This is a genomic window from Arthrobacter sp. Leaf69 (assembly GCF_001422645.1).
In the GTDB taxonomy this organism is placed as follows: domain Bacteria; phylum Actinomycetota; class Actinomycetes; order Actinomycetales; family Micrococcaceae; genus Arthrobacter.
Map to the genome: position 1 here is coordinate 386,744 of NZ_LMLR01000001.1, position 23,382 is coordinate 410,125.

Annotated in this window: 23 protein-coding genes and 1 tRNA gene; 15 read left to right on the top strand and 9 right to left on the bottom strand. The window is 67.0% G+C overall.

All coding sequences use genetic code 11. The annotated features are described in order from the left end of the window. Window positions 1–5: 5 nt before the first annotated feature. The 3 genes from ASE96_RS01795 to ASE96_RS01805 form a co-directional block, all read right to left on the bottom strand. Window positions 6–2,270 (bottom strand): RNA degradosome polyphosphate kinase, encoded by a 2,265-nt coding sequence (locus ASE96_RS01795; RefSeq protein WP_056425135.1) that lies wholly within the window; start codon window positions 2,268–2,270, stop codon window positions 6–8. A 115-nt stretch (window positions 2,271–2,385) separates the two neighbouring features. Further along, entirely contained in the window at window positions 2,386–3,363 is a 978-nt protein-coding gene (gene mshD, locus ASE96_RS01800) for a mycothiol synthase (RefSeq protein WP_056425138.1), read from the bottom strand. A gap of 253 nt (window positions 3,364–3,616) precedes the next feature. Beyond that, a complete protein-coding gene (locus tag ASE96_RS01805; protein WP_056425141.1) occupies window positions 3,617–4,315 on the bottom strand; it encodes a winged helix-turn-helix transcriptional regulator in 699 nt (232 codons plus the stop codon). 255 nt (window positions 4,316–4,570) lie between these two features. On the opposite strand from ASE96_RS01805, the gene ASE96_RS01810 reads away from it, so the two are divergent. The 6 genes from ASE96_RS01810 to ASE96_RS01835 all read left to right on the top strand — a co-directional run bounded on the left by ASE96_RS01810 (window position 4,571) and on the right by ASE96_RS01835 (window position 10,021). After that, window positions 4,571–5,305, top strand: a complete 735-nt coding sequence (locus tag ASE96_RS01810; RefSeq protein ID WP_056425144.1) for a hypothetical protein — start codon at window positions 4,571–4,573, stop codon at window positions 5,303–5,305. A gap of 183 nt (window positions 5,306–5,488) precedes the next feature. Then, window positions 5,489–6,103, top strand: coding sequence for an FABP family protein (locus ASE96_RS01815; protein ID WP_056425148.1), 615 nt, complete (start codon window positions 5,489–5,491; stop codon window positions 6,101–6,103). Between the two features lie 139 nt (window positions 6,104–6,242). After that, window positions 6,243–6,950, top strand: coding sequence for a flavodoxin family protein (locus ASE96_RS01820; RefSeq protein WP_156367474.1), 708 nt, complete (start codon window positions 6,243–6,245; stop codon window positions 6,948–6,950). 22 nt (window positions 6,951–6,972) lie between these two features. Then, window positions 6,973–8,055: a CAF17-like 4Fe-4S cluster assembly/insertion protein YgfZ gene (gene ygfZ, locus ASE96_RS01825; protein ID WP_056425155.1), complete on the top strand. Its 1,083-nt coding sequence runs from the start codon at window positions 6,973–6,975 to the stop codon at window positions 8,053–8,055. Then, the gene (locus ASE96_RS01830; protein ID WP_056425158.1) at window positions 8,052–8,450 is read left to right on the top strand and encodes an ankyrin repeat domain-containing protein; all 399 of its coding nucleotides are present in this window, start codon (window positions 8,052–8,054) and stop codon (window positions 8,448–8,450) included. The genes ygfZ and ASE96_RS01830 overlap by 4 nt, the downstream gene beginning before the upstream one ends. 44 nt (window positions 8,451–8,494) lie before the next feature. Further along, window positions 8,495–10,021 carry a DHA2 family efflux MFS transporter permease subunit gene (locus tag ASE96_RS01835; RefSeq protein WP_056425161.1) on the top strand — a complete coding sequence of 509 codons (1,527 nt, stop codon included), beginning with the start codon at window positions 8,495–8,497 and terminating at the stop codon, window positions 10,019–10,021. A gap of 24 nt (window positions 10,022–10,045) precedes the next feature. Here the strand turns inward: ASE96_RS01835 and ASE96_RS01840 are convergent, their stop codons facing one another. The 5 genes from ASE96_RS01840 to ASE96_RS01860 all read right to left on the bottom strand — a co-directional run bounded on the left by ASE96_RS01840 (window position 10,046) and on the right by ASE96_RS01860 (window position 14,142). Then, on the bottom strand, window positions 10,046–10,756 hold the full coding sequence (locus ASE96_RS01840) for a GNAT family N-acetyltransferase (RefSeq protein ID WP_056425163.1): 711 nt from the start codon (window positions 10,754–10,756) through the stop codon (window positions 10,046–10,048). Window positions 10,757–10,798: 42 nt separating this feature from the next. Further along, a complete protein-coding gene (locus ASE96_RS01845) occupies window positions 10,799–11,824 on the bottom strand; it encodes a 6-phosphofructokinase (protein ID WP_056425173.1) in 1,026 nt (341 codons plus the stop codon). A gap of 169 nt (window positions 11,825–11,993) precedes the next feature. After that, window positions 11,994–12,248 (bottom strand): PspC domain-containing protein, encoded by a 255-nt coding sequence (locus tag ASE96_RS01850; protein ID WP_056425176.1) that lies wholly within the window; start codon window positions 12,246–12,248, stop codon window positions 11,994–11,996. A gap of 3 nt (window positions 12,249–12,251) precedes the next feature. After that, window positions 12,252–12,506, bottom strand: coding sequence for a hypothetical protein (locus ASE96_RS01855; protein WP_056425179.1), 255 nt, complete (start codon window positions 12,504–12,506; stop codon window positions 12,252–12,254). 1 nt (window position 12,507) lies between these two features. Further along, window positions 12,508–14,142: a PspC domain-containing protein gene (locus tag ASE96_RS01860; RefSeq protein ID WP_056425181.1), complete on the bottom strand. Its 1,635-nt coding sequence runs from the start codon at window positions 14,140–14,142 to the stop codon at window positions 12,508–12,510. 124 nt (window positions 14,143–14,266) lie between these two features. Between ASE96_RS01860 and ASE96_RS01865 the strand changes: the two genes are divergently transcribed. Together ASE96_RS01865 and ASE96_RS01870 are read left to right on the top strand one after the other, a co-directional pair. Further along, window positions 14,267–15,634 (top strand): ATP-binding protein, encoded by a 1,368-nt coding sequence (locus ASE96_RS01865; RefSeq protein ID WP_056425185.1) that lies wholly within the window; start codon window positions 14,267–14,269, stop codon window positions 15,632–15,634. After that, window positions 15,631–16,305 carry a LuxR C-terminal-related transcriptional regulator gene (locus ASE96_RS01870; RefSeq protein WP_235500069.1) on the top strand — a complete coding sequence of 225 codons (675 nt, stop codon included), beginning with the start codon at window positions 15,631–15,633 and terminating at the stop codon, window positions 16,303–16,305. The genes ASE96_RS01865 and ASE96_RS01870 overlap by 4 nt, the downstream gene beginning before the upstream one ends. Window positions 16,306–16,466: 161 nt before the next feature. Here ASE96_RS01870 and ASE96_RS01875 read toward each other — a convergent pair whose 3' ends face one another. Next, the gene (locus tag ASE96_RS01875; protein ID WP_056425187.1) at window positions 16,467–17,684 is read right to left on the bottom strand and encodes a pyridoxal phosphate-dependent aminotransferase; all 1,218 of its coding nucleotides are present in this window, start codon (window positions 17,682–17,684) and stop codon (window positions 16,467–16,469) included. A gap of 286 nt (window positions 17,685–17,970) precedes the next feature. On the opposite strand from ASE96_RS01875, the gene ASE96_RS01880 reads away from it, so the two are divergent. From ASE96_RS01880 to ASE96_RS01910, 7 genes are all read left to right on the top strand, one after another. Next, a tRNA-Trp gene (locus tag ASE96_RS01880) sits at window positions 17,971–18,043 on the top strand. 78 nt (window positions 18,044–18,121) lie between these two features. Beyond that, a complete protein-coding gene (gene secE, locus ASE96_RS01885; RefSeq protein ID WP_056426579.1) occupies window positions 18,122–18,406 on the top strand; it encodes a preprotein translocase subunit SecE in 285 nt (94 codons plus the stop codon). Between the two features lie 115 nt (window positions 18,407–18,521). Continuing rightward, complete coding sequence (nusG, locus tag ASE96_RS01890; RefSeq protein WP_056425188.1) at window positions 18,522–19,346, top strand: transcription termination/antitermination protein NusG; 825 nt, start codon at window positions 18,522–18,524, stop codon at window positions 19,344–19,346. A gap of 130 nt (window positions 19,347–19,476) precedes the next feature. After that, window positions 19,477–19,908 carry a 50S ribosomal protein L11 gene (rplK, locus tag ASE96_RS01895; RefSeq protein WP_018773647.1) on the top strand — a complete coding sequence of 144 codons (432 nt, stop codon included), beginning with the start codon at window positions 19,477–19,479 and terminating at the stop codon, window positions 19,906–19,908. 185 nt (window positions 19,909–20,093) lie between these two features. Continuing rightward, a complete protein-coding gene (gene rplA / locus ASE96_RS01900) occupies window positions 20,094–20,801 on the top strand; it encodes a 50S ribosomal protein L1 (RefSeq protein ID WP_056425191.1) in 708 nt (235 codons plus the stop codon). Between the two features lie 95 nt (window positions 20,802–20,896). Next, window positions 20,897–21,991: a hypothetical protein gene (locus tag ASE96_RS01905; protein WP_056425192.1), complete on the top strand. Its 1,095-nt coding sequence runs from the start codon at window positions 20,897–20,899 to the stop codon at window positions 21,989–21,991. Window positions 21,992–22,099: 108 nt separating this feature from the next. Next, window positions 22,100–23,209 carry a GNAT family N-acetyltransferase gene (locus ASE96_RS01910; protein ID WP_056425193.1) on the top strand — a complete coding sequence of 370 codons (1,110 nt, stop codon included), beginning with the start codon at window positions 22,100–22,102 and terminating at the stop codon, window positions 23,207–23,209. The last annotated feature ends 173 nt before the right edge of the window (window positions 23,210–23,382 follow it).

A 23,382-nucleotide genomic window follows, 5' to 3' on the forward strand; every position in this document is an offset into this window, starting at 1 on the left:
AGCCCCTACCGCAGCCCGGACGAGCGCTGACGCGAACGGGAATTGAGCAGCCAGGACTGGATATCCTCGAGGCTCTGTCCGTCTTCGGCGAGGTGGTGGCGGGTCCATTCGCCTGCGTTGTCCAGGTGCCAGCTCGCGGTATCCGGATCCATGTAGCGGCGCAGCAGGTCCATGACGTAGCTTGTGTCGTCCCCGCTGGTGAGCTGGACGAGGGCCTCCACGCGGCGGTCAAGGTTGCGGTGCATCATGTCCGCCGAACCGATGTAGACCACCGGGTCCCCGCCATTGGCGAAGGCGAAGACGCGCGAGTGCTCCAGGAAGCGGCCCAGCACGGAGCGGACGGTGATGTTCTCGCTGAGGCCGGGCACGCCCGGACGCAGGGAGCAGATGCCGCGGACGATGATGTCCACGGGAACCCCGGCCTGGGATGCCCGGTACAGGGAATCGATGATGGCTTCATCCACCATCGAGTTGACCTTGATCTGGACCCGGGCGGCGAGGCCTGCCCGCGCGTTCCGGATTTCGGTTTCGATCCTGTCGATGAGTCCTGAGCGCACCGATCGCGGGGCCACCAGGAGCCGCTTGAAGGTCGACTTCGGGGCGTAGCCGGAGAGCTGGTTGAAGAGCCTGGAGAGGTCCTCGCCCACCTGCTCATTGGCAGTGAGGAGGCCCAGGTCCTCGTAGTAGCGGGCCGTGCGCGGGTGGTAGTTGCCGGTGCCGATGTGGCAGTAGCGGCGGAGGCCGTCCACTTCCTGGCGCACCACCAGGGAGAGCTTGCAGTGGGTCTTGAGGCCCACGATGCCGTAGACCACGTGGACGCCGGCCTGCTCCAGCTTCCGGGCCCAGGAGATGTTGGCCTGCTCATCGAACCGGGCTTTGATCTCGACGAGGGCCAAGACCTGCTTGCCGGCCTCGGCGGCGTCGATCAGGGCGTCGACGATCGGTGAGTCGCCCGAGGTGCGGTAGAGGGTCTGCTTGATGGCCTGGACCTTCGGGTCCGAGGCCGCCTGCTCCAGGAACGCCTGCACCGAGGTGGAAAAGGAATCGTAGGGGTGGTGCAGTAGGATGTCCCGCCGGCGCATGGCCGCGAAGACGTTTGCCGCCTTGGACGTTTCCGATTCGTTGAGGTGGCGGGAGGTGTGCGGGACATGCTTGGGGTAATGCAGGTCCGACCGGTCGATTCCTGCGATGACCGAGAGCCCGCGGAGATCCAGCGGGGCCGGGACCGAGTAGACCTCGGATTCCTCGACGCCGAGTTCGCGGATCAGCAGCGCCCGGATGTTCGGGTTGATGTCATTCGTGACTTCCAGCCGGACCGGCGGGCCGAAGCGGCGGCGCAGCAGTTCCTTCTCGAGGGCCTGCAGCAGGTTCTCGGCGTCGTCCTCTTCGACCTCAACGTCTTCATTGCGGGTGACGCGGAAGGTGTGGTGCTCCAGCACCTCCATCCCGGCGAAGAGCTGGTCCAGGTGGACGGCGATGACTTCTTCGAGGGCGATGAAGCGCGCTACCCGGCCCGGCACCGAACCGGCGCGCGGGCCGTCAATCGAGATCAGCCGGGGGAGCTGGTCCGGTACCTTGAGGCGCGCGAAAAGTTCCTTGTCGCTGACCGGGTTGCGGACCACGACGGCGAGGTTCAGTGAGAGCCCCGAAATGTAGGGGAACGGGTGGGCCGGGTCCACGGCCAGCGGCGTCAGGATGGGGAAGACCTTCTCGGCGAACATGGCGCTGAGCTGGTCCTTGGCCTGGGAATCGAGTTCCTCCCAGTGCATGAGGTGGATGTGCTCGTAGGCCAGCGCCGGACGGATCTGCTCGGCGTACACACGGGCGTGGCGCTGCTGCAAGCGGTGTGCCTCGTCGCCGATCTGCTCGAGGACCTGCACCGGGCTGAGCCCGGCAGGGGAGGGGACGGCCAGGCCGGTGGCTATCCGGCGCTTGAGCCCGGCGACGCGGACCATAAAGAACTCGTCCAGGTTGGACGCGAAGATGGAGAGGAAGCTGACGCGTTCGAGCAGGTGCAGGTCGGGGTCTTCGGCGAGCTCCAGCACGCGGGCGTTGAAAGCGAGCCAGCTCAGTTCGCGGTCCAGGAAGCGGTCGGGGCTGAAGTCGCCCTCCGGCTCCAGGTTGGGCGCGAATTCGGGGATGTCGATCCGGTCCTGGGTGGCGCGTGAGGCAGGCACTTCGGAGGAGCCGAACCGGGCACGCGCGGGGCGGATTTTCTTGTCCGACGTGGCGGCCCCAGACGTGGCGGTCCGGGCAGATTCCGGTTGCATGGTCTCTCCTAATGCTGGCTCGATTTAGCTTCAACCTTACAAGCAATCAGACCGCGGACAGCTTTCGGAGGGCCCAGATTTCCCGCGGGTGGGAACCAGATGTCTGCCGATTGGATTAACGCCCTTCCAATGGGGCATACATGACGTCGACGTCCCAGCGGGTGAAGCCCAGCCGCCGGTACAGCGAAACGGCCGGAATGTTGTCCGCGTCGACGTAGAGCATGACGGCGTGCAGGCCCTGATGCTGCAGGTGCCGGATGCCAGCGACCGTCAATGCTTTCCCCAGCCCGGTGCCCTGGGCGGCGGGGGATACCCCCACCACGTACACCTCGCCGATCGCCGGGTGGTCGCCGTGCCGGGGGTGCACCTTCGTCCAGTGGAAGCCGAGGATCCGGTCCGACGAATCGACGGCCAGCAGGAACCCGGAGGGATCGAACCACGGCTCCGCCATCCTGGCGTCCAGGTCGGCACGGGTCATGCTGCCCTGCTCCGCGTGATGCGTGAAAGCGGCCCGGTTCGCGGCGAGCCAGGCGTCCTCGTCACGGCCCGGCACGAAGGCGCGCAAGGCCACCCCGTCCGGCAGCGGGACGTCAGGCAGCTCCGCCGCCGCGGTGGTAAGGCGCATCTTCCACAGCTCACGGACCGGACCGTAGCCGTAACGCGCGGCGAGGTCTGCTGCGGCCTCGTGGTTGCCGTGGGACCAAGCCTTGAGGCCGGCGAAGCCGCGGGTGTTCTTGAGCTCGCCCACCAGCCGGTCCGCCACGCCTTGGTTTCGGTAGCTGGGATGGACCGCGATTTCCAGCACGCCCGTGCCGTCCGGTTCCTCGATGACGACGGCGACTCCGGCCAGGTCCTGCGCCGTTGCCGGGTCGGATTTCTCATCGGGGCTGTACAGGGCGAGCGCCAGAACCGTGTGCGAACCGGCGTCGGCGTCCGAGGCGCGCAGCGTCACGAGTGTCTGTTCGGAGAGGGGCGGATTGCCATCGGATTCCTCCGCGGCGGCGGCGAGGGCCTTGACGTCCTTCAGGAGCTGCGGATCCGCAGCTCCTTTGGCGGCGAGCACGGGCCAGTTCTCAGGATGCGCAGGACTCATGGTGCAAGGCTATACGCTGGCGCCGGGCCGGGGCCGGTTTTGAAGTTTCCGGAACAGTTACGTATAGTCTTTTCTCGTCCGGTTTGTTCGGCGCGGGACCTTGGTTCCCGAACCGTCAGCGCGGATGCGAGGGGGATCCACCACTGGGGTGGCCTCGATACGTTCGACCCGTATGTCCTCCACTGAAAAACAGCGAAAGCCCCGGACTCAGGTCCGGGGCTTTCTGCGTGTCAGGTCTATTTCGGGCCCGCTTCTAGGCCTCGGTGAGTTCTTCTTCCGGATGCCGGACCAGGGTCAGGCGGTAACCGACGTTGCGGACCGTGCTGATCAGGTTCTCGTGGTCGGCGCCGAGTTTGGCCCGCAACCGCCGGACGTGGACGTCCACGGTGCGGGTGCCGCCGTAGTAGTCATAGCCCCAGACCTCGGTCAGCAGCTGCTGGCGGGTGAAGACCCGGCCGGGGTGCTGCGCCAGGTACTTGAGCAGTTCGAATTCCTTGAAGGTCAGGTTCAGCGGTGCGCCGTTGACCCGGGCGGTGTAGCTGGCTTCGTCGATGACAACGCCGGCGGCGCGGATCTCGGTCGGCGCATCGTCCTGCTCCGGCACGGCCCGGGCGACGCCCAGGCGGATCCGGGCCTCCACCTCGGCGGGCCCGGCGGACTCGAGCAGGATGTCGTCCACGGCCCACGCCGAGGACACCGCGGCCATGCCGCCCTCGGTCAGGATGAGCATCAGCGGGGCGCTCAGGCCCGTGGCCTTGAGCAGCTGGGTCAGGGAGCGTGCGCCGACGAGGTCTTTGCGGGCGTCCAAGAGGACGATGTCGCAGGGGTCGGTCTCGAGCAGGGCGGTCGGTTCCGCGGGGAGAATGTGGACCCGGTGGTTCAACAATTCCAAAGCAGGCAGGACGTCCACCGATGAGCCGGTGCTGTTCGTCAGTAGCAGGATGTGCGACATGTTTCCTCCAAGGGGTGTCCGCGCATCTTCGGGCGTCTGTAGCTGAGTCTGAGTATACCTAAACGACCCTTACCGGCCATGGTTCCTTCACCTCCGGCCAGTCCTTTGGCGACACAAATCGGTCATATAGGGCAGGATTGATCCGTCGGGGCCCGCAGCCCCCTGACGCAATCAGGTCGAATTGGGGTCCGCAGTGAGCGAAGGTACGGCAATGACCGGAAGACGGATGACGGATAAACAGATGTCGGGTACGAAGTGAGGTCTTGGTCCATCGGTGCCATTGGCCTGGCCGGACTCGCCGCGATCGTCGGGGCGTCCTACTCCTCGCCGGAGGCACTCCTGGCCGTAGGCGTGCTCACCGCCGTCGGCGTTGGAATCGGCTGGCCGCATTTCCTGGGCATTCCCGCCCGGAAAACCCTGGCTGTCCTGATCGGGCTGCCCGGGGTTGGCTCCGCCATTGGCGCCACCTACCTTCCTGCCCCGGGATTCCTGGACTGGACGCCGTCGTTCATGGCCGCAGGCGTTATGGCGGTCTTTGTGATGCAACTGATCCGCGGAACCGGCCAGGCGCAGCGCCTGGAGTCCACGCTGGGGTCCTGTGCGGGCGTCATGTTGTCCTGTCTGGGGGCCGGCTGGATTGCGTGCTTCCGCTTTAACGGTGTCCGCGAGATGCTCCTGGTCGCGGCGATCAGCGCAGCGATCGCGCTGCTGGCGGGGCTGATCCGCTGGCCGGACCGGGTGGTGGCGCCCCTGGGGGTTATCGGCGCCGGGCTGGCCGGACCGCTCGCGGGCCTCGTCTTCTCCGACATCGCAGTGTTGCCCGCCGTGATCGTCGGGGTGGTGGTGGGCGCAGTGCTGGTGAGCTTCCGCCGCCTGGTGATCCTCCGCGGTGAGTCGCTGAGCTTTGCGGCGGCCCTCGGCATGGGGCTGGGCCCGGTCGCAGCCGTCGGGTCGCTGGCGTACTTCATAGACAAACTACTCATCTTCTAACGCGTTAGGATGGCATCATGTCCGTACTTGCATTTGAAATCTTCTTCCTTGTCCTCCTCGGCGTTGCCAGCCTGGCCATGGCCTGGTTTGCCGGTTTTGTTGTGTACCGGCTCTTCAAAGGCCAGAAGTAACAGCCAGAAGTAAACGCCCCGCATAGTCCCGTCGTTTCCAGAGGTAACTGCTGTGCCGATTGAAATTCCAACAGATCTGACACCCGAAATCGTTCCGCTGTCCTGGCTCATTGGTGAGTGGGAGGGCCGTGGCCGGCTGGGGGCCGGGGAAGAGGATTCCGAGCACTTCGTTCAGCACGTGTCCTTCACGCATAACGGCCTGCCGTACCTGCAGTACCGTGCGGAAAGCTGGCTGACCGACGACGAAGGCACCAGGTTGCGTCCGTTGACCGTCGAAACCGGTTTTTGGGCCCTGGAGCGCAAACAGCGCGAGGAAGACGGCGGGCCCGGGCTCATCCCGGCCGACATCGTTCCCGTGCTCAAGAGCGCCGACGAAGTCGAAGCCCTTCGCAACAAGGACGGCGGCTTCGACATCTCCGTCTCGATCTCCCACCCCGGCGGGATCTCCGAGCTTTACTACGGCCAGATCAAAGGGCCGCAGATCCAGCTCAGCACCGACATGGTGATGCGCGGCAGCCACTCCAAGGAGTACACGGCCGCCACCAGGATCTTCGGACTCGTGGACGGCAACCTGCTCTGGCGCTGGGACGTGGCAACGGGCAAGGGCCCTGCGGGGGGCAGCGGCCTGGAGGCTCACGCGTCCGCCATTCTCCACAAAGTCACCTGATCGGCCGCGCGCACCAAGCCGGCTGAGCGGCCGCCGACACGCCGCCGGGGTTGAGGGTCTCACTGATTTTCCGTTGTCCGTAGCGACCGCAGGGAGTACCAAAGTGAATGCCACAGCTGCCATGCCTGGAACGTCAGGAATGCCTGCCGATTTCAGCGACCTCAAAGCCGTGTTCTTCAACGGCACGCTCAAGAAGTCCCCGGAGACGTCCAACACGCAGGGCCTGATCGATGTCAGCCGCCGGATCATGGACAAACACGGGGTCACCACACGGGTCATCAGGACGGTGGACCACGACATTGCCAGCGGCGTGTACCCGGACATGCGCGAGCACGGCTGGGCCACCGATGAATGGCCCGAGCTGTATCCGGCCGTCCGGGAAGCCGACATCGTCGTCGTCGCCGGACCAATCTGGCTGGGCGACAACTCCTCGCAGACCAAGAAACTGATCGAGCGGCTCTATGCGCACTCCGGCGAGCTCAACGACAACGGCCAGTGGGCCTTCTATCCGAAAGTGGGCGGCTGCCTGATCACCGGTAACGAGGACGGCATCAAGCATTGCGCCATGAACGTCCTGTACAGCCTCCAGCACATCGGCTTCACCATCCCACCGCAGGCCGACGCCGGCTGGATCGGCGCCGTGGGGCCGGGCCCGAGTTACCTCGATGAAGGTTCAGGCGGCCCGGAAAGCGACTTCACCAACCGCAACACGACCTTCATGACGTGGAACCTGCTGCACCTCGCCCGGATGCTCAAGGACGCAGGCGGCATCCCCGCCTACGGAAACCTGCCCGAAGCGTGGAAAGCCGGAACCAGGTTTGACTTCGAAAATCCGGAATACCGCTAACCCCTGAGGACTTCTACTACATATGACTATCAAGAGCCCCCTGCTGGCGCGCCCTGGCGCAGTCGAAGCCGGCGGTGCTGACGCCGGCGTCGCATCCCACTATGGCGAACCGCTGCGCGAACAGCGGGCGCTGGCCGGCGGCACCGCCGTCGTGGACCTCTCGCACCGCGGGGTCGTCACCGTGACCGGGCCGGACCGGCTGAGCTGGCTCAACACCTTGTCTTCCCAGCAGCTCACCAACCTGGCGCCCGGGCAGTCGAGCGAACTGCTGCTGCTGAGCGTCCAGGGCCGGATCGAGTTCGACGCGCGAGTGGTGGACGACGGCGCCACCACCTGGCTGATCGTCGAGGCGGCAGAGGCCGGACCGCTGGCCGAATGGCTCAACAAGATGAAGTTCATGCTCCGCGTCGAGATCGCCGACGTGTCGGGGGACTGGGCCGTGCTGGGGTCCACCCGCAGGGTGCCGGACTGGTCCGGCCTGCTGGTCTGGGAAGACCCCTGGCCGCATGTCGGCGCCGGCGGCTACTCCTACGCCGTGGTGGGGGAGGACGCCCACCCCGGGCTGGAACGGCCCTGGTTCGAGTACCTCGTCCCGGCCGCTGCGCTGGAGTCCACGGTCGGCGAACGCCCGCTCGCCGGTGTGTGGGCAGCCGAAGCCCTGCGCATCGCGGCGTGGCGGCCGCGCTGGGGCGCCGAAACCGACGACAAAACCATCCCGCACGAACTTGACCTCCTCCGCACCGCTGTTCATCTGAACAAAGGCTGCTACAAGGGTCAGGAAACCGTGGCCCGGGTCCACAACCTGGGCCACCCGCCGCGCCGGCTGGTCTTCCTGCAGCTGGACGGCTCGCAGCACACCATGCCTGCAGTGGGCAGCGAGGTCCGTGCAGGTGACCGCAAGGTGGGCACAGTGACGTCCGTGGCGCAGCACTACGAAATGGGGCCGGTGGCCCTGGCCGTGGTCAAACGCTCGGTCGCGCCGGAAGAAGTCTTGACCGTCCTAGACGGCGAGGAGCCCTACGCCGCCGCGCAGGAAGTCATCGTGGCGCCGGACGCCGGCCAGGTCGTGGGACGCCAGACCGGTTTCCTGCGGGGGACCCGATGACGGCCGCCAACCCCGGTGAGCCGGACGCGGAAACCCTGGCTCTGGCCCATGCCCTCTTTGACGCGGCCCGGGAAGGCAACACCGCGCTGCTCGCCGGGTACCTGACGGCCGGTGCGCCGGCGGCCATGACGAACGCGGCCGGCGATTCCCTGCTGATGCTCGCGGCCTATCACGGCCACCCGGACACCGTCCGGCTGATCCTGGCGCACGGCGGAGATGCGAATACCGCCAACGACCGCGGCCAGACGCCGCTCGCCGGAGCCGTCTTCAAAGGCTACCCGGATGTGGTCCAGGTGCTGGTCGACGCCGGCGCGGACCCCGACGCCGGCACGCCCTCCGCCCGGGCGGCCGCGCAGATGTTCGAACGGCTTGACATCCTGGCGCTGCTAGGCTGACTCGTCCGCCGGTCCACGGCAGCACCCTGACCCTAAGGAATCTCATGGAAATCGTTGCCAGGCCGTGGCCGGCACTCTGGTCCCTTGTCATCGGGTTCTTTATGATCCTGATCGACACCACCATTGTCTCGGTGGCCAACCCCAGCATCATGGAGGGCCTCAACGCCGACATCAACTCGGTGATCTGGGTGACCAGCGCTTACCTGCTCGCCTACGCCGTGCCGCTGCTGATCACCGGCCGGCTGGGCGACCGCTTTGGCCCGAAGAGGCTGTACCTGTCCGGCCTTGTGGTCTTCACCGCGGCCTCGCTCTGGTGCGGGCTCTCCGGGGACGTGAACACCCTGATCCTGGCACGGGTGTTCCAGGGCTTCGGCGCCGCGCTGATGACACCCCAGACCATGGCCGTCATCACGCGGATCTTCGCGCCTGACCGGCGCGGAGCGGCGATGAGTATCTGGGGCGCCACCGCCGGCGTCGCCACGTTGGTGGGGCCGATCCTCGGCGGTGTCCTCGTCGACGGCCTCGGCTGGGAGTGGATCTTCTTCATCAACCTCCCGGTGGGTGTCATCGGCTTTTTCCTGGCCCTGCGCTACGTGCCGGCCCTGAGCACCCACCCGCACAAGTTCGATATCCCCGGCGTGCTGCTCAGCGCCGTCGGGCTGTTCCTGCTGGTGTTCGGAATCCAGGAGGGCGAGACCTACGACTGGGGCACTATCGCCGGACCCATCACCGTGTGGGGGCTCATCATCTCCGGGATCGCCGTGCTGGTGGTTTTTGTCGTGTGGCAGAAGATGAACAAGGGCGAGCCCCTGCTGCCGCTGTCCCTGTTTAGGGACCGCAATTTTTCCCTGGCGAACATCGGCATCACCACCGTCGGTTTCACGGTGACAGCCTTCACGCTGCCGCTGATTTTCTACTTCCAGCTGGTCCGGGGCCTGACACCCACCGAATCGGCGCTGATGATGGTGCCGATGGCGCTGATCTCGGGCGGACTGGCCCCGGTGGTGGGCAGGATCATCGACCGGGTCAACCCGAAATTCATCACCGCGTCCGGCCTGCTCCTGATGTCCGTGGCGCTGACGTGGAATGCCCTCCTGATGCACCCGGACACGCCGATCCTGCTCTTCCTGCTGCCGAGCGCGGTGCTGGGCTTCGCCAATGCCGGCATCTGGGCGCCGCTGGGGACCACAGCGACCCGGAACCTGCCGCCGAGGCTCGCAGGTGCCGGCGCCGGCGTCTACAACACGACGCGCCAGATCGGGGCCGTCCTGGGCAGCGCCGCCATCGCGGTGCTGATCCAGGCCCGGCTCGCAGCGGAACTCCCCGCGGTTCCGGGCGGATCCGGAGAAGCGGCTCCGACGTCGTTCGCCGGAGCCCTGCCGGAGTCCCTGCACGAGGGATTCTCGACGGCGATGGCCCAGTCCATCCTGCTCCCCGCCGCCGTCATCCTCATCGGCGCGGCCGTGGCGCTGTTCTTCGCCAAGCCCCAGCCGCTGCAGGGCTGGGGAACACCCGGGGTGCTGCCGGCAGCGTCGGCCGGCGCCGAGGGGGCCGGGGCACGCGCCAGCTGACGCCTCGCCGTGCGGGTTGCCGGATCAGCCCAGCAGCACACTCGTCTGGATGCCGCCGGGGGTGAAGCCCAGGCTCCGGGCGATGGCCAGGGAGCCTTTGTTGCTGACGTCGGAGCGCCACTGCAGGGTCAGGCCCGAGGCGAGCGCCTCATGGGCCGCGATGGAGGCTGCCAGTGAGCCCAGCCCCCGCCGGCGCCACTCCGGAGCCACCAGCACCCCCATCTGCGCCAGGATGCCTTCCCATTCGGTGTAGGCGCCGCAGGCTACAGGGGTCCGGCTGCCGTCCTCGTCATGCATGACGGTGAAGCGGTGCTCGAGGTCCGAGAGGCCCACTTCGTTGACGTCGTCGGGCGGGCAGGCGGCTTCCAGCTCGATCGCTTCGGGATTGCCGTGCGAGACGGTCATTTCCTCGGAGGGCTGCTTGAGGGGGAGGTCGTCCGCGAAGAACAGCGCGGCGGCGCCGAGACCGTGGCCGCCATGGTCCCGCGTGATGGTCAACAAGGTGACATGCTGCGCGAGTTCCTCGTCGGACATCCCGACGGCGGCGTCCAGCGCCCATTGGGGGCCGACGAGGACGGAATTGCCGAACAGGCGGATGAACTGGACAGCACGGGCTGCCTCATCCGCACGGGTGATGCGTTCACCCGCGGCAGCCGCAAACGCGCCGTCGTCGAGCCCCAGCCGGCGGGCCCACGCGAGCTGGATGATGTCGACCGAACCGGGCTCAAGTGTCATGGCTCCACCCTACCCACCGGCGTGGCGGGTCCGGCGTCCGGCTCAGCCGAAGAGGACTGCGGCCTCGTCGTAGCGGTACTTCGGGACGGTCTTAAGGTTGCCGAGCGCAGCGTCGAAACCCACATGGACGATGTCGGTGCCGTTGAGGGACACCATGGTTCCCCAGCGCTCTTCGACCACTGAGTCGATGGCCGCCATGCCCAGGCGGGTCGCGAGCACGCGGTCGAACGCCGTGGGGACTCCGCCGCGCTGGATGTGGCCCAGGACAGTGGCGCGGGTTTCGATGCCGGTCATGGCTTCCAGTTCCGGGGCCAGCCGCTCGGAGATCCCGCCCAGCCGGGGGCGGCCGAAGGTGTCCAGGCCGCGCTCGGAGTGCGGTGTCTCCTGTCCGTCCGGGACGAAGCCCTCCGCGACGACGACCAGCGGCGCGCGGCCGCGGTCCCGGGCCGACACCACCCATTCGGCGATCTGCTCCATCGAGGCCTTCTGCTCCGGGATCAGGATGGCGTGGGCGCCCGAGGCCATACCGGCGTGCAGGGCGATCCACCCTACGTGGCGGCCCATAACCTCGGCGATCATGCAGCGGTGGTGCGACTCTCCCGTGGTGCGCAGCCGGTCGATCGCCTCGGTGGCGATCTCGACGGCGGTGTCGAAGCCGAAGGTGTAGTCCGTCGCGTCGAGGTCATTGTCGACCGTCTTGGGGACCCCCACGATCTTCAGGCCGGCGTCGGTGAGCCGCTTGGCGGCTGCCAGCGTACCCTCGCCGCCGATGGCGATGAGGGCGTCGATGCCCAGGCGGTCCATGTTGGCTTTGATGACCTCGGGCCCGCCGTTGTTTTCGAAGGGGTTGGTGCGGGACGTGCCCAGGATGGTCCCGCCCTGCTTGGCGATGCCGCGGACCATGCTGCGGGGGATGTCGATGGTGTCGCCCTCGACGACGCCGCGCCACCCGTCCAGGAATCCCACGAATTCGTGGCCGTGGACGGCGATGCCCTTCAGGACGGCGCCACGGATGACGGCGTTCAGTCCGGGGCAGTCTCCGCCGCTGGTGAGGATTCCAATTTTCATGTTTCGGCTCAAATCCTGGCTCGAAGGTTTACAGGCGTTTACAGGCAGAGCGCCACGCTGAGCTCACCTAGAGTCTAGTGGCGCATGTGTGGCAGGACACAAACGGTTACAACGCGGAAGTGCCCCTGCCGCGCGGGCAGGGGCACTTCTTGTTCTCGCTAACGGGTGCTCAGGGCTTGGCCGAACGCTTCGCCAGGAACGTCTCAAGGGCGATGGCGTTCCGCTGGTCTGGCAGAAGAAGCCAGGCCACGACGTACAACACGAAGGCCGGCCCGGGAAGCAGTGCGAAGAGCAGGAAGGCGATGCGGACGAACGCGACATCCACGTTGAGCTTGGCGGCGATCCCGCCGCAGACACCGCCCAACCAGCGCTGCGGACCACGTTTCAGGCCGAGGCCCCTGACGGTGCTGAAGAACTTTTCCATGGCTCAAGACTTCCCTGTTGGTGATTGTTTGTCACGTCCCCGGGCCGAAAGCAGCCCGCCGATCACGAGTGCTGCCCCGGCGCCGATCATCAGTCCGATCGCCACGTAGGTACCGTTGAGGGCCACAAGGCCGAGTTGGGAGACGATGATGAGCGCGGCGAGGGCCACCACGATCAGCCCCCAGACGATGGTGCCCACGCGGGCCGGGGAATCCTCCTGCGGCTCCGGGCTGCCGGCCGGTGCGTCATAGCTGCTCATGTCAGTTCCCTTCCTTGATGGTGACGTTGCTGAAAGTGCCGTCGATCTCGACGATCAGCGTCGCTCCCGGCTGGCCCGTGTTGTAGTTGCTTTGCCGGGTGGTCATGCCGCCGTGGCTCTGGCTGCCCTCATTGAGGTTGCCCATGGTCATGTCCGAGCGGACCTGCACCGGCACGGTATCCGGAATGATGACCGTGAGGTTGCTCGCCGTGGCGTCGATAGGGACTACTACATCGGTCCTGAGCGGCGGGTTGAGCGGAACGCCCGACAGGTCCACGGTCCCGGTGCCGGCCGTGATGTCGAAACCACCCCGGGCCTGCTCGATGCTCACCGGTGACCAGTTGGCGTTCTGCGGGCGGAAGCGGTCGCCGTTGGGGAGCACATTGAAGATCCCGCCGACGATCAGCGCCACCGCGGCGAAGAAGCCGAGGATGCCCGAGGTGCGGCCCCTGAGCCCGGCGATGAGGATCCCGAGGCCCAGGACCACCGCGGCGCTGGCCCAGACGACGGCGTTGCTGGAGGTGCCGAGGTCAATCACGTTCGCGACGTCGAGGGCCTTGATGCCGCCGCCCACCAGCAGGGCCAGGCCGGTGGTGACCGCGACGGCGGGCGCGCCGGGACCGAAGCTCCGGGGTTTGGCCGGCGGGACGGGGCCGTCGCCGGGAACCGGACGGTAGCCGCCGCTGGGGGGAGGGACGGGACCCGAAGGCGGGGGCGCGCCCCAGGCCGGGACCGGCACAGCTGACTCGCCGTAGCGGGGCAGCGCGTCCGAGCCGCTGTACCCGGCCGCGGCGAACGGAGCCGCCTGCGTTGGCGGCGTTGCCGGGTTCTGCGGATAGGCGGGGCCAGCCGGGCCGCCCGGCTGCGGACTCGAGGACATGGGAGTGACTCCGTTCAGGGACTTGTTGCGCTGTGACAGGTAGTAGATGAGGTAAATGACGCCCCCCACCCAGAAGACCGTCCAGATGAACGCGCCAAAGCCGTAGCGGTCCCAGCCCCAGACTCCGACGCCCAGGCTGGGGAAGCCGATGACAGTGGTGACCAGGGCGCCGGTCATCCCCGACGACCACCGGCCCGCTGCGGCCTCCTGGACATGGATGCGGCCGTCGGGTTCGGGCAGCAGCGCCCACGCGATGCCGTAAAGCAGGACGCCGACGCCCGCGAAGACCGTCAGGACGATCAGGATGCCGCGGACAATCAGCGGGTCGACGCCGAAGCGATGGGCAATGCCGCTGGCGACACCGCCCACCCAGCGATCACGGCCCCGCTGTATGCCCTGGCTGCGGATCCAGTCGAAGAACGTCAGCGATTGGCTGCCGGGCGGCGGAGGCGGCGGGGGCGTCGGGCCGTAGTACGGGGGCGGCGGCGGAAGCGCTCCGCCACCGGCGGACCCTGTCGGTCCGGTGCCCGCCGGGAATTCCAACGGGAGGGTGGCTGAGGTACCCACCGGTTCGGTGGGTGAGGAGTCTGCAGCGGGCCGCTGGGCCTCGCCGGCACGGCCGGCAGTTTCGTCGGCGGGCCCTGCCGGCAGCCCGGCGGGTTGTCCGCCCGGTTGTCCGGCGGGCTCGGCAGGCGTCCCGGGAGTGCTGCCGGAGGGGTCGCGGCCTTCAGTGGGGTGGTCAGTGTGCGGATTCATACTTCGATCCTTCCGCCTGAGACCCGTCCGCTCTACTGGGGAACACCCTGAACTGCCCCTGAGTGGCCCCCTGTTAGGGCTGGAATCGGGTCCGGGAAACCCTGATCCGTGCTTGGATTGAGTCATGACAACCGCCGTTTCCCGCCCGCCGCTGGTCCGTGGCGGCGACCGCGTGATCGCCGGGGTCTGCACCGGCCTCGCCCGTCACCTCGGCTGGCCGGTGCGGATGGTCCGGCTCGGCATGGTGGCCGCAGCGCTCGCCGGCGGTGCCGGCGTCGTGTTCTACGCCTGGCTCTGGATCATGGTTCCCACCGCGGACGAAAGCGCCAAGCGCAACGCCCGGCAGCCGGCGTCGCCCATTGCCCCGGCGGTGAGCGCACCCTTCGCGGCGCCCCCGACGACGGCCACGTCCCCGGCAGCGACCCCCCAGGCGGCGTCCGCCGCTGCGGGCGCGGTTCCTGCCGATTCGTGGCGGAACCGGGTCACCGGCGTGCGCTACGGCAAGGAGATCCTGCTGGGCGCGGGACTGCTGCTGGCCGCCGGCATCCTGATCGCCCGCGTGCTCGGCGTTGACGTGCCCCTCGGGACGCTCATTCCGGTGGCGGCCATTCTGGGCGGCGCGGCCATCGCTTGGATGCAGCTGGATGAGACGCGCCGGGCGGGCCTCGTGGACAAGACCAAGGCGGACCAGGCCGGCGGCTGGGCGCGTCTCGCGGCCGGGCTGGCGCTCGTGGTGGCCGGTGTCCTGGTCATGGTGTCGGGCTCCGGGTCCTGGGAACAGACCTGGCTTGCCCTGCTGTCCTCGGTCGCGGTGCTGGGCGGCGTGGCCCTGGTCCTCCTGCCCTGGGGGCTGAAGTTCTGGCGCGATCTCGAGACGGAGCGCGCCGGCCGCGTCCGCGCCACGGAACGGGCCGAGATCGCCGCCCACCTCCACGACTCGGTCCTGCAGACACTGGCACTGATCCAGCGGCGCGCCGGCAACGAGACCGACGTCGTCCGTCTCGCCCGCGCCCAGGAACGCGAGCTGAGGGGCTGGCTGTACCGGGATCCGGGAAAGGACGCCGGACAGCTCTCCGAGGGCATCAACGCAGCGGCTGCGGAGGTGGAGGATTCCCTGGGCCACGCCGTCGAGGTCGTCACGGTGGGCGACTGCGCCATGTCTGAACGCCGCGAGGCCCTCGTCCAGGCCGCCCGCGAGGCCATGCTGAACGCCGCCCGGCACGGCGGCGGCGCCGTGTCGGTCTACCTGGAAGTCACGGACGACGCGGCGGAGGTCTTCGTCAAGGACCGCGGTCCCGGCTTCGATCCGGACGCCGTCCCGGCCGACCGGCTGGGCGTACGCGAGTCGATTGTCGGCCGGATGAACCGCCACGGAGGCACCGCCACCATCACCAGCAGCCCGGACGGCACCGAGGTGCGGCTCAGGCTTCCCCTGTCAGCGGTTGCGTCAGCGGCCGCCGCCAGTAACAGCAACGGAGAGGCAAGACTGTGACCAGTACCGAAGCGGGGAGCCCGGCGCCGGGGATCCGGGTGGTGATCGTGGATGACCACGCCATTTTCCGGTCCGGTCTGAAGGCCGATCTGGACCCGAACATTATCGTGGCCGGCGAGGCCGGCACGGTGGAGGAGGCCGTCGCCGTGATCGCGGCGGTGCGTCCCGACGTCGTGCTCCTCGATGTCCATCTGCCGGGCGGACTCGGCGGCGGCGGGCGCGACGTGCTGGCCGGCTCCGCGCCTTTGCTGGGCAGCACGCGGTTCCTGGCCCTGAGCGTCTCGGACGCCGCCGAGGACGTGGTCTCCGTGATCCGTGCCGGGGCCCGCGGTTATGTCACGAAAACCATTTCAGGAGCGGAAATCTCCGACGCCGTCCGCCGGGTCGCGGGCGGGGACGCCGTCTTCTCGCCGCGGCTGGCAGGCTTTGTGCTGGATGCCTTCGGAACGGCGCCGGCGGACATCGCCGACGACGAACTGGACCGGCTCTCCGCCCGCGAACTGGAGGTGATGCGGCTGATCGCCCGCGGCTACAGCTACAAGGAAGTGGCCAAGGAGCTGTTCATCTCGATCAAGACGGTGGAAACCCACGTCTCGGCAGTGCTGCGCAAGCTCCAGCTCTCCAGCCGGCACGAACTCACCCGCTGGGCCGCCGAACGCCGGCTCCTCTAACCACGACGCTCCCGCAGGTTTGGGGGCTTAACTCCTAACGCTCCCGCAGGTTCGGCTGTCCTACGACGAACGCTCCCGCAACGAGTGCGGGAGCGTTCGTAGGACTCGTGCAGGACCTGAGGGAGCGTCCGGGTTTTTGCTGCGGGACCTGAGGGGGCGTCCTACTGCGCCTTGCCGAGGAAGTCCTGCAGCCGGGCGACGCCGGTGGCCAGGTCCTCGTCGCCGAGGGCGTAGGAGAGGCGCAGGTAGCCCGAGGGGCCGAAAGCCTCGCCCGGAACCACCGCCACCTCCACCTCGTCCAGGATCAGGGCGGCAAGCTCGGCTGACGTCGACGGCCGGACCGGGCCGTTCGCGGAGGGGAACTCCTTGCCGAGCAGGGCGCGGACGTCGGCATAGACGTAGAAGGCGCCCTTCGGCGTCGGGCATTCCACGCCCTCGATGGCGTTCAGCCCGGCCACGATGGCCTTACGGCGGCGGTCGAACGCCAGTTTCATCTCGTCGACGGCGGTCAGCGGGCCGGACACTGCGGCGAGGGCTGCCACCTGCGGGATGTTGGAGACGTTGGAGGTGGCGTGCGACTGCAGGTTGGTTGCGGCCTTGATGACATCGGCCGGGCCGATCATCCAGCCCACGCGCCAGCCGGTCATGGCGTAGGTCTTCGCGACGCCGTTGAGGATGACCACCTTGTCGCCCAGCTCCGGGACGGCCGTGGCGATCGAAGTGAAGGGCACGCCGTCATAGGTCAGGTGCTCGTAGATCTCATCCGTGACCACCCAGAGGTCCTTGGCAGCGGCCCACTGGCCGATCTCCCTGACCTGTTCCGGGGAGTACACGGCCCCCGTGGGGTTGGACGGGGAGACGAAGAGCAGGATTTTGGTGCGGTCGGTGAGGGCGCCCTCGAGCTGCTCCACCGTGACCAGGTACTCCTGCTCCGGTCCTGCGAAGACCTCGACCGGAACGCCGCCCGCGAGCCGGATGGCTTCCGGGTAGGTGGTCCAGAACGGCGTCGGGACGATGACCTCGTCGCCCGGATCCAGCAGTGTGGCGAAGGTGTTGTACACGGCCTGCTTGCCGCCGTTGGTGACCAGCACCTGGGACGCCTCGGCCTTGTAGCCGGAATCCCGGAAGGTCTTGTCCGCGATGGCCTGCTTCAGCTCCGGCAGCCCGCCGGCCGGAGAGTAGCGGTGGTACTTGGGCTGGCTGGCGGCTTCGATGGCTGCCTGCACGATGTACCCGGGGGTCGGGAAGTCAGGCTCCCCGGCGCCGAAGCCGATGACTGGGCGGCCGGCCGCCTTCAGTGCCTTCGCCTTGGCATCAACGGCCAACGTGGCGGATTCGGCTATGGCGGAAATTCGCTGTGAAATGCGGGCGGCAGGCATCGCGGGTCCATTCTTCGCTAGCAGCCTCTGGGGCTGTTTGTGGGATTCGACGAAATCTACTCTATGCTGATCTGCGGACGGTCCGGGGTGCCGGCCGGGAATTGTGACTGCGCACGCGGTGGCGACTTCGCGGCTTATTTTCCCGGTGACACGGAGCGTCCGGTGAGGCCGGTTCGACGTAGGCGCAGTTGTTGCGTAGACTGGTTCTCCGGTGTTGAAAACACGATGATGGTCTGCGCCTCAGGGAAGTCTGGGGAAACGGGCCGGAACCGGTTTTTCAATCCATAGGGTAGTGGCGCAATTGGTAGCGCAGCGGTCTCCAAAACCGCAGGTTGCAGGTTCGAGTCCTGTCTGCCCTGCGCAAGCTGTTCCGGTTTCTCCGGAACAAGCGCAGCAACCATGGTTCAGTTCAGAGCCGGGTATCCGACATTGCGAGGATGAGTGAGGACCAGGTGACCGAAACGGCTGCAAGCAGCTCCAGTGGCCGCCCCGCCAAGAACGCCCCCAAGGCGGGCTTCTTCGCTCGAATCGCGCTCTTCGTCCGCCAGGTCATCGGCGAACTGAAGAAGGTCGTCGCACCGACCCGCAAGGAACTGATCAACTACACCCTCGTGGTGCTGGTGTTCGTGGTCATCATGATGCTCATCGTCACCCTGCTGGATCTGGCCTTCGGGACCGCCGTGGGCTGGGTCTTCGGCGGCACGGGCCCCACGGACAGCTAAGGCGACCGGTCCGCAGACTGCGTGGATTACCACCGGGATTCCGGGGAATCCGCGGGGTGTGCGGAATTGAGTCATTTAAATAGGCATGTTAGGCAATGAGGAAGCAGGAGACCAAGTGTCAGAGCAGGAGCTCGAGGTAACTGAGACTGAGCTGGATAAGAGCCAGGACGCCGCGGTGGAAGCCGGGGAAGAGTCCGAGGCTGCGTCTGCTGCGCCCGAATCCGACGTCGCTGACGAGGCTGCTGATACGGCTGAAGCCGCTGAGGCGGGCGACGACGCCGGCGAAGAAGCTGAGGGCGAGTCCGGCGACGCGCTGGCCGCTGCTGCTGCCGCCGCAGAGGTTGATCCGGCCGATGAATTCAAGGCCAAGCTGCGCCGCCAGGAAGGTGACTGGTACGTCATCCACTCCTACGCAGGTTATGAAAACCGCGTGAAGGCCAACCTTGAAACCCGCATCCAGACCCTGGACATGGAAGATTACATCTTCGAAATCCAGGTTCCGATGGAGGAAGTCGTTGAGATCAAGAACGCTCAGCGCAAGGTCATCAACCGCGTCCGCATCCCCGGCTACGTCCTGGTCCGCATGGACCTGACGGATGCCTCCTGGGGCGCCGTCCGCCACACCCCCGGTGTCACCGGCTTCGTGGGCAACGCCCACAACCCGGTCCCGCTGCGCCTTGACGAGGTCTTCTCCATGCTCGCCCCAGTCTTCGAAGAAGAGCAGGCCGAGAAGGGCAAGCCGGTCAAGCACGCCGCCGCACAGATCGACGTCGACTTCGAAGTTGGCGAGTCGGTCATCGTCAAGGAAGGTCCCTTCGAGACCCTTCCGGCCACGATCTCCGAAATCAAGGTGGATTCCCAGACCCTCGTGGTGCTGGTTTCCATCTTCGAGCGCGAGACCCCGGTCACGCTGGCATTCAACCAGGTCAGCAAGATCTAGTTACCCCCACAGAATTCGCCCCGGACTGCCCGCTTTAGCAGTCAGGGGCGGCCGGCCGCCTCGCCATGGCGGCCACCAACCTGAGGCACGCTCCTGTGTCCCAGGACGTAATTGAGAGAAGGACCCTACATTGGCTCCCAAGAAGAAGGTCACCGGCCTCATCAAGCTGCAGATCCAGGCAGGTGCCGCTAACCCGGCCCCGCCGATCGGTCCTGCGCTTGGCCAGCACGGTGTCAACATCATGGAATTCTGCAAGGCGTACAACGCTGCGACGGAAGCCCAGCGCGGCAACGTTATTCCGGTTGAAATCACGGTCTACGAGGACCGTTCATTCACGTTCATCACCAAGACCCCGCCGGCTGCAGAGCTCATCAAGAAGGCTGCAGGCGTCGCCAAGGGTTCGGCTACCCCGCACACCGTCAAGGTTGCCAAGCTGACCCAGGCCCAGGTCAACGAGATCGCCACCACCAAGATGGAAGACCTCAACGCCACCAGCCTGGAAGGCGCCGCCAAGATCATCGCCGGCACCGCCCGCTCCATGGGTATCACCGTCGAGGGTTAATTCCTCACCGCTGATGCGCCGCGTCCGGGAAACCGTGCACGACGCCGATCAGCACCGCCGGGCAACCGGCACCACCTAAACATTCAAGAGCGGGACCCCGGAACGGATAAACCGTTCGGAGCCCCGACTGTGGCAGGGCCCAGCGCGGTCCGCAGACCACAACTGCACAAGGAGAAATAAGCAGCATGGCAAAGCGCAGCAAAGCATATGAGGCAGCCGCAGCCAAGATCGACGCGGAGAAGTTCTACGCGCCGTTCGAGGCAGTGACGCTGGCCAAGGACACCAACCCGTCCAAGTTCGACGCCACCGTTGAGGTCGCTTTCCGCCTGGGTGTAGACCCGCGTAAGGCTGACCAGATGGTCCGCGGCACCGTCAACCTGCCGCACGGCACCGGTAAGGTCGCCCGCGTCCTCGTTTTCGCAACGGGCGACAAGGCTGAAGCAGCAATCGCTGCCGGCGCCGACTTCGTTGGTTCCGATGACCTGATCGAAAAGATCGCAGCCGGCTGGACCGACTTCGACGCCGCCGTCGCCACCCCTGACCTCATGGGCAAGGTTGGCCGCCTCGGTAAGGTCCTGGGCCCGCGTAACCTGATGCCGAACCCGAAGACCGGCACCGTGACCGCTGACGTCGCCAAGGCCGTCAACGACATCAAGGGCGGCAAGATCGACTTCCGCGTCGACAAGCACTCGAACCTGCACTTCATCATCGGCAAGGTTTCCTTTGACGCCATGAAGCTGGCCGAGAACTACGCCGCCGCTCTGGAAGAGGTTCTCCGCCTCAAGCCGTCCGCTTCCAAGGGCCGCTACATCCAGAAGGCCACCGTCGCCACGACGTTCGGCCCGGGCATCTCGGTTGACCCCAACGTCACCAAGGTCCTGACCGAGGTCTAAGCCTCACCAGGCTTGCCCTAACAAGCAGCGAAAAGACCGTCCCGCCTCCGCGGGGCGGTCTTTTCTGCATTCCGGGCGCCCGTTAGGCTGTCCCGGTGAATGCAACGACCTACCACGTAGAACCCCTGATCCTGCCGGAATCCATCGACGCGCCGGACGCCGGTGACTTCATGGACTTCAGCCGGCTCAGCGACGCCCTGGTGCTGGAGAGCTGGGGCAACCTCGACCGGGCCACACCGCCCGAGGCACGGCTGCGGTACTGGAAGGACGACGCCTACACGCGCATGCGGCTTTTCTTCGTCCGGGTGGACGGCCGGATGGTCGCACGGTCCTGGATCCGCTGCGAGCTGCAGGAAAACCTCGGCAGCGCGCTCCTCCACGTGGACGTCCTGAACGGCTACACCGGCAGCGGGATCGGCCGCGCCCTGCTCGAGCACGCCGAAGCGCTGGCCGCCGCCGACAACCGCAGCATCCTGATGACCTTCACGGAACACCCGACGGACTTCGACGCTGACGGCCCGGAGGTGATCACGCCGCTGACCGGCACCGGCGCGCTGCCGACGGCGGCCCGTGGCGTCCGCTTCGCCACGGCGGCGGGATACCGGCTGGAGCAGGTGGAGCGGTTCAGCAGCCTCAGCATGCCGCCGGCTCCGGCCCTGCTGGACGCCTTGGAGCGGGAGGCGCTGGCCAAAGCCGAGGACTACGAGCTGGTCACCTGGACGGACCGTTGCCCGGATGAGTACGCCGAGCAGCTTGCCGTGCTGATGTCCCGGATGAGCACGGATTCGCCGACGGGCGGGCTCAGCTATGAGGAAGAGACTTGGGATGTTGCCCGCGTCCGGAACGTTGAGGAGACTTGGATGCAGGCCGGAAACATCTCCCTCGTCACCGCCGCAAGGCACCGCGAAAACGGCGAACTGGCCGCGTACTCCGTGCTGGAGCTGGCGCCCAGCAAACCGTGGCTGGCCGACCAGGACGACACCCTCGTCGCGGCCAGCCACCGCGGACACCGCCTGGGCATGCTGGTCAAGATCCGGAACCTCCGCCGCCTCCTGGCGGAGTACCCGGCGGTGGAACGCGTCATCACCTTCAACGCGGCGGAAAACGACCACATGCTCGCCATCAATGTCGCCCTTGGTTTCCGGCCCGCGGGCTGGGACGGCGAATGGCAGAAGGTGGTGACGGCGTAACCCATGGAACGGTGACCGAAACCGGCATATGCTGACGGGTGAAAGCCCGGCTGATGCCGGGTTCCGGCACACGTGGTGGACGGCAGAACGGCTGGGATGATGCCCTCTATGGCAGACGACGTACGGATTGAACAGCTGTGGATCCCCGATTCGCTGGCCGGGAAGGACGCTGCGGACTTCATCGCCGCCGTCGAAGTGGGCCGCAAGGTGCGCATGCAGACCTGGGGGAGCGATGACCTCGCCTACGCGCCGCAGGAAAAACTCCTGGAGATGGCGGACCCCTACGAGCGCCAGGTCATCCTCGTGGCCAAGGTCGACGGCGAGATCGTCGGGACCGTTGACATCGCCCTGCCGCTCGCGGACAACCTCGATCTGGCGGAGTTCGCCCTCGACATCCTGCCCGAGTTCCAGGGCCGGGGCGTGGGCCGGCAGCTTCTTGAAGCCGCGGAGCACTTCGCTCGTGACGAGGGCCGGCACACCATCCTCATCGATACGAACCATCCGAGTTCCTCGCTGGGGGACAACGCGGAGGGCCAGCTGGTGCCCGGCACGGGCCTCGGCTTCGTGCCGATGAACAGCCGTGAGGTGGAGTTCGCCCGTCACAGCGGCTACACCCTGCAGCACATCGAACAATTCAGTGCCTGCACACTTCCCCTCGACAGCGCGCTGGTCGAGGAGCTGGAGACCGAGGCGGAAGAAGCCAACGGCGGCCGGTACCGGCTGCATCACTGGACGGACCGGTGTCCCGACGAGTGGCTTGAGGCGGTCGCCGCGCTGGAAAACAGCGCCGGCGAAGACGGCGTGCCCGGGGTTGATGACACGGTCATGGTGTTCGACGGCGGCATCCTCCGTGAGGCGGAGGACGTCGCCATCGCGCAGGGCCGCAGAACGGTGGTCACCGCCGTCGAGCATCTCGCCAGCGGCGGCCTCGTTGGGCTGACCACCATCAGCGTCCTCGCGCTGCGCCCCGACGTCGTGTTCCAGGACGACACGGTGGTCCTGCGGGAGCACCGCGGGAACAAGCTGGGCCTGCTGATCAAGGTCGCAAACATGGAACGGCTCTCTGAGCAGTTCCCGGATGCCCGGGTCCTCTATACCTGGAACGCCCCCGAGAACCGGTACCTGCTCAAGGTCAACCTGCAGCTCGGGTTCACCACCGCCGGCGTGACGGGGATCTGGCAGAAGGAACTCCCGGACTTCGGCCCGAGCAGCAGCTGACCGGCCGGCCGGGCCGCCGATTTGGACTGGGTGCCACGTCTCGCGTAAGCTGGGTGAACCAAAGACCGTCGGTTGTTGGAAATCCACTCTCCCAAGCAAGACTCACTTCTGCAGTCGCGCCGGGAGGGCCAGTGGATTTTCAGACGAAGGACCCTGAACAGAGGGCGGCCGGC

Coding starts and splice junctions, on each gene's coding strand:
- ASE96_RS01850 (WP_056425176.1), bottom strand. CDS start 12,248: ATGGAAAAGTTCTTCAGCACCGTCAGGGGCCTCGGCCTGAAACGTGGT.
- ASE96_RS01865 (WP_056425185.1), top strand. CDS start 14,267: ATGACAACCGCCGTTTCCCGCCCGCCGCTGGTCCGTGGCGGCGACCGC.
- ASE96_RS01820 (WP_156367474.1), top strand. CDS start 6,243: ATGCCTGCCGATTTCAGCGACCTCAAAGCCGTGTTCTTCAACGGCACG.
- ASE96_RS01855 (WP_056425179.1), bottom strand. CDS start 12,506: ATGAGCAGCTATGACGCACCGGCCGGCAGCCCGGAGCCGCAGGAGGAT.
- secE (WP_056426579.1), top strand. CDS start 18,122: ATGAGTGAGGACCAGGTGACCGAAACGGCTGCAAGCAGCTCCAGTGGC.
- ASE96_RS01860 (WP_056425181.1), bottom strand. CDS start 14,142: ATGAATCCGCACACTGACCACCCCACTGAAGGCCGCGACCCCTCCGGC.
- ASE96_RS01910 (WP_056425193.1), top strand. CDS start 22,100: ATGGCAGACGACGTACGGATTGAACAGCTGTGGATCCCCGATTCGCTG.
- ASE96_RS01805 (WP_056425141.1), bottom strand. CDS start 4,315: ATGTCGCACATCCTGCTACTGACGAACAGCACCGGCTCATCGGTGGAC.
- rplA (WP_056425191.1), top strand. CDS start 20,094: ATGGCAAAGCGCAGCAAAGCATATGAGGCAGCCGCAGCCAAGATCGAC.
- ASE96_RS01830 (WP_056425158.1), top strand. CDS start 8,052: ATGACGGCCGCCAACCCCGGTGAGCCGGACGCGGAAACCCTGGCTCTG.
- mshD (WP_056425138.1), bottom strand. CDS start 3,363: ATGAGTCCTGCGCATCCTGAGAACTGGCCCGTGCTCGCCGCCAAAGGA.
- ASE96_RS01875 (WP_056425187.1), bottom strand. CDS start 17,684: ATGCCTGCCGCCCGCATTTCACAGCGAATTTCCGCCATAGCCGAATCC.
- ygfZ (WP_056425155.1), top strand. CDS start 6,973: ATGACTATCAAGAGCCCCCTGCTGGCGCGCCCTGGCGCAGTCGAAGCC.
- ASE96_RS01845 (WP_056425173.1), bottom strand. CDS start 11,824: ATGAAAATTGGAATCCTCACCAGCGGCGGAGACTGCCCCGGACTGAAC.
- ASE96_RS01835 (WP_056425161.1), top strand. CDS start 8,495: ATGGAAATCGTTGCCAGGCCGTGGCCGGCACTCTGGTCCCTTGTCATC.
- ASE96_RS01840 (WP_056425163.1), bottom strand. CDS start 10,756: ATGACACTTGAGCCCGGTTCGGTCGACATCATCCAGCTCGCGTGGGCC.
- ASE96_RS01795 (WP_056425135.1), bottom strand. CDS start 2,270: ATGCAACCGGAATCTGCCCGGACCGCCACGTCTGGGGCCGCCACGTCG.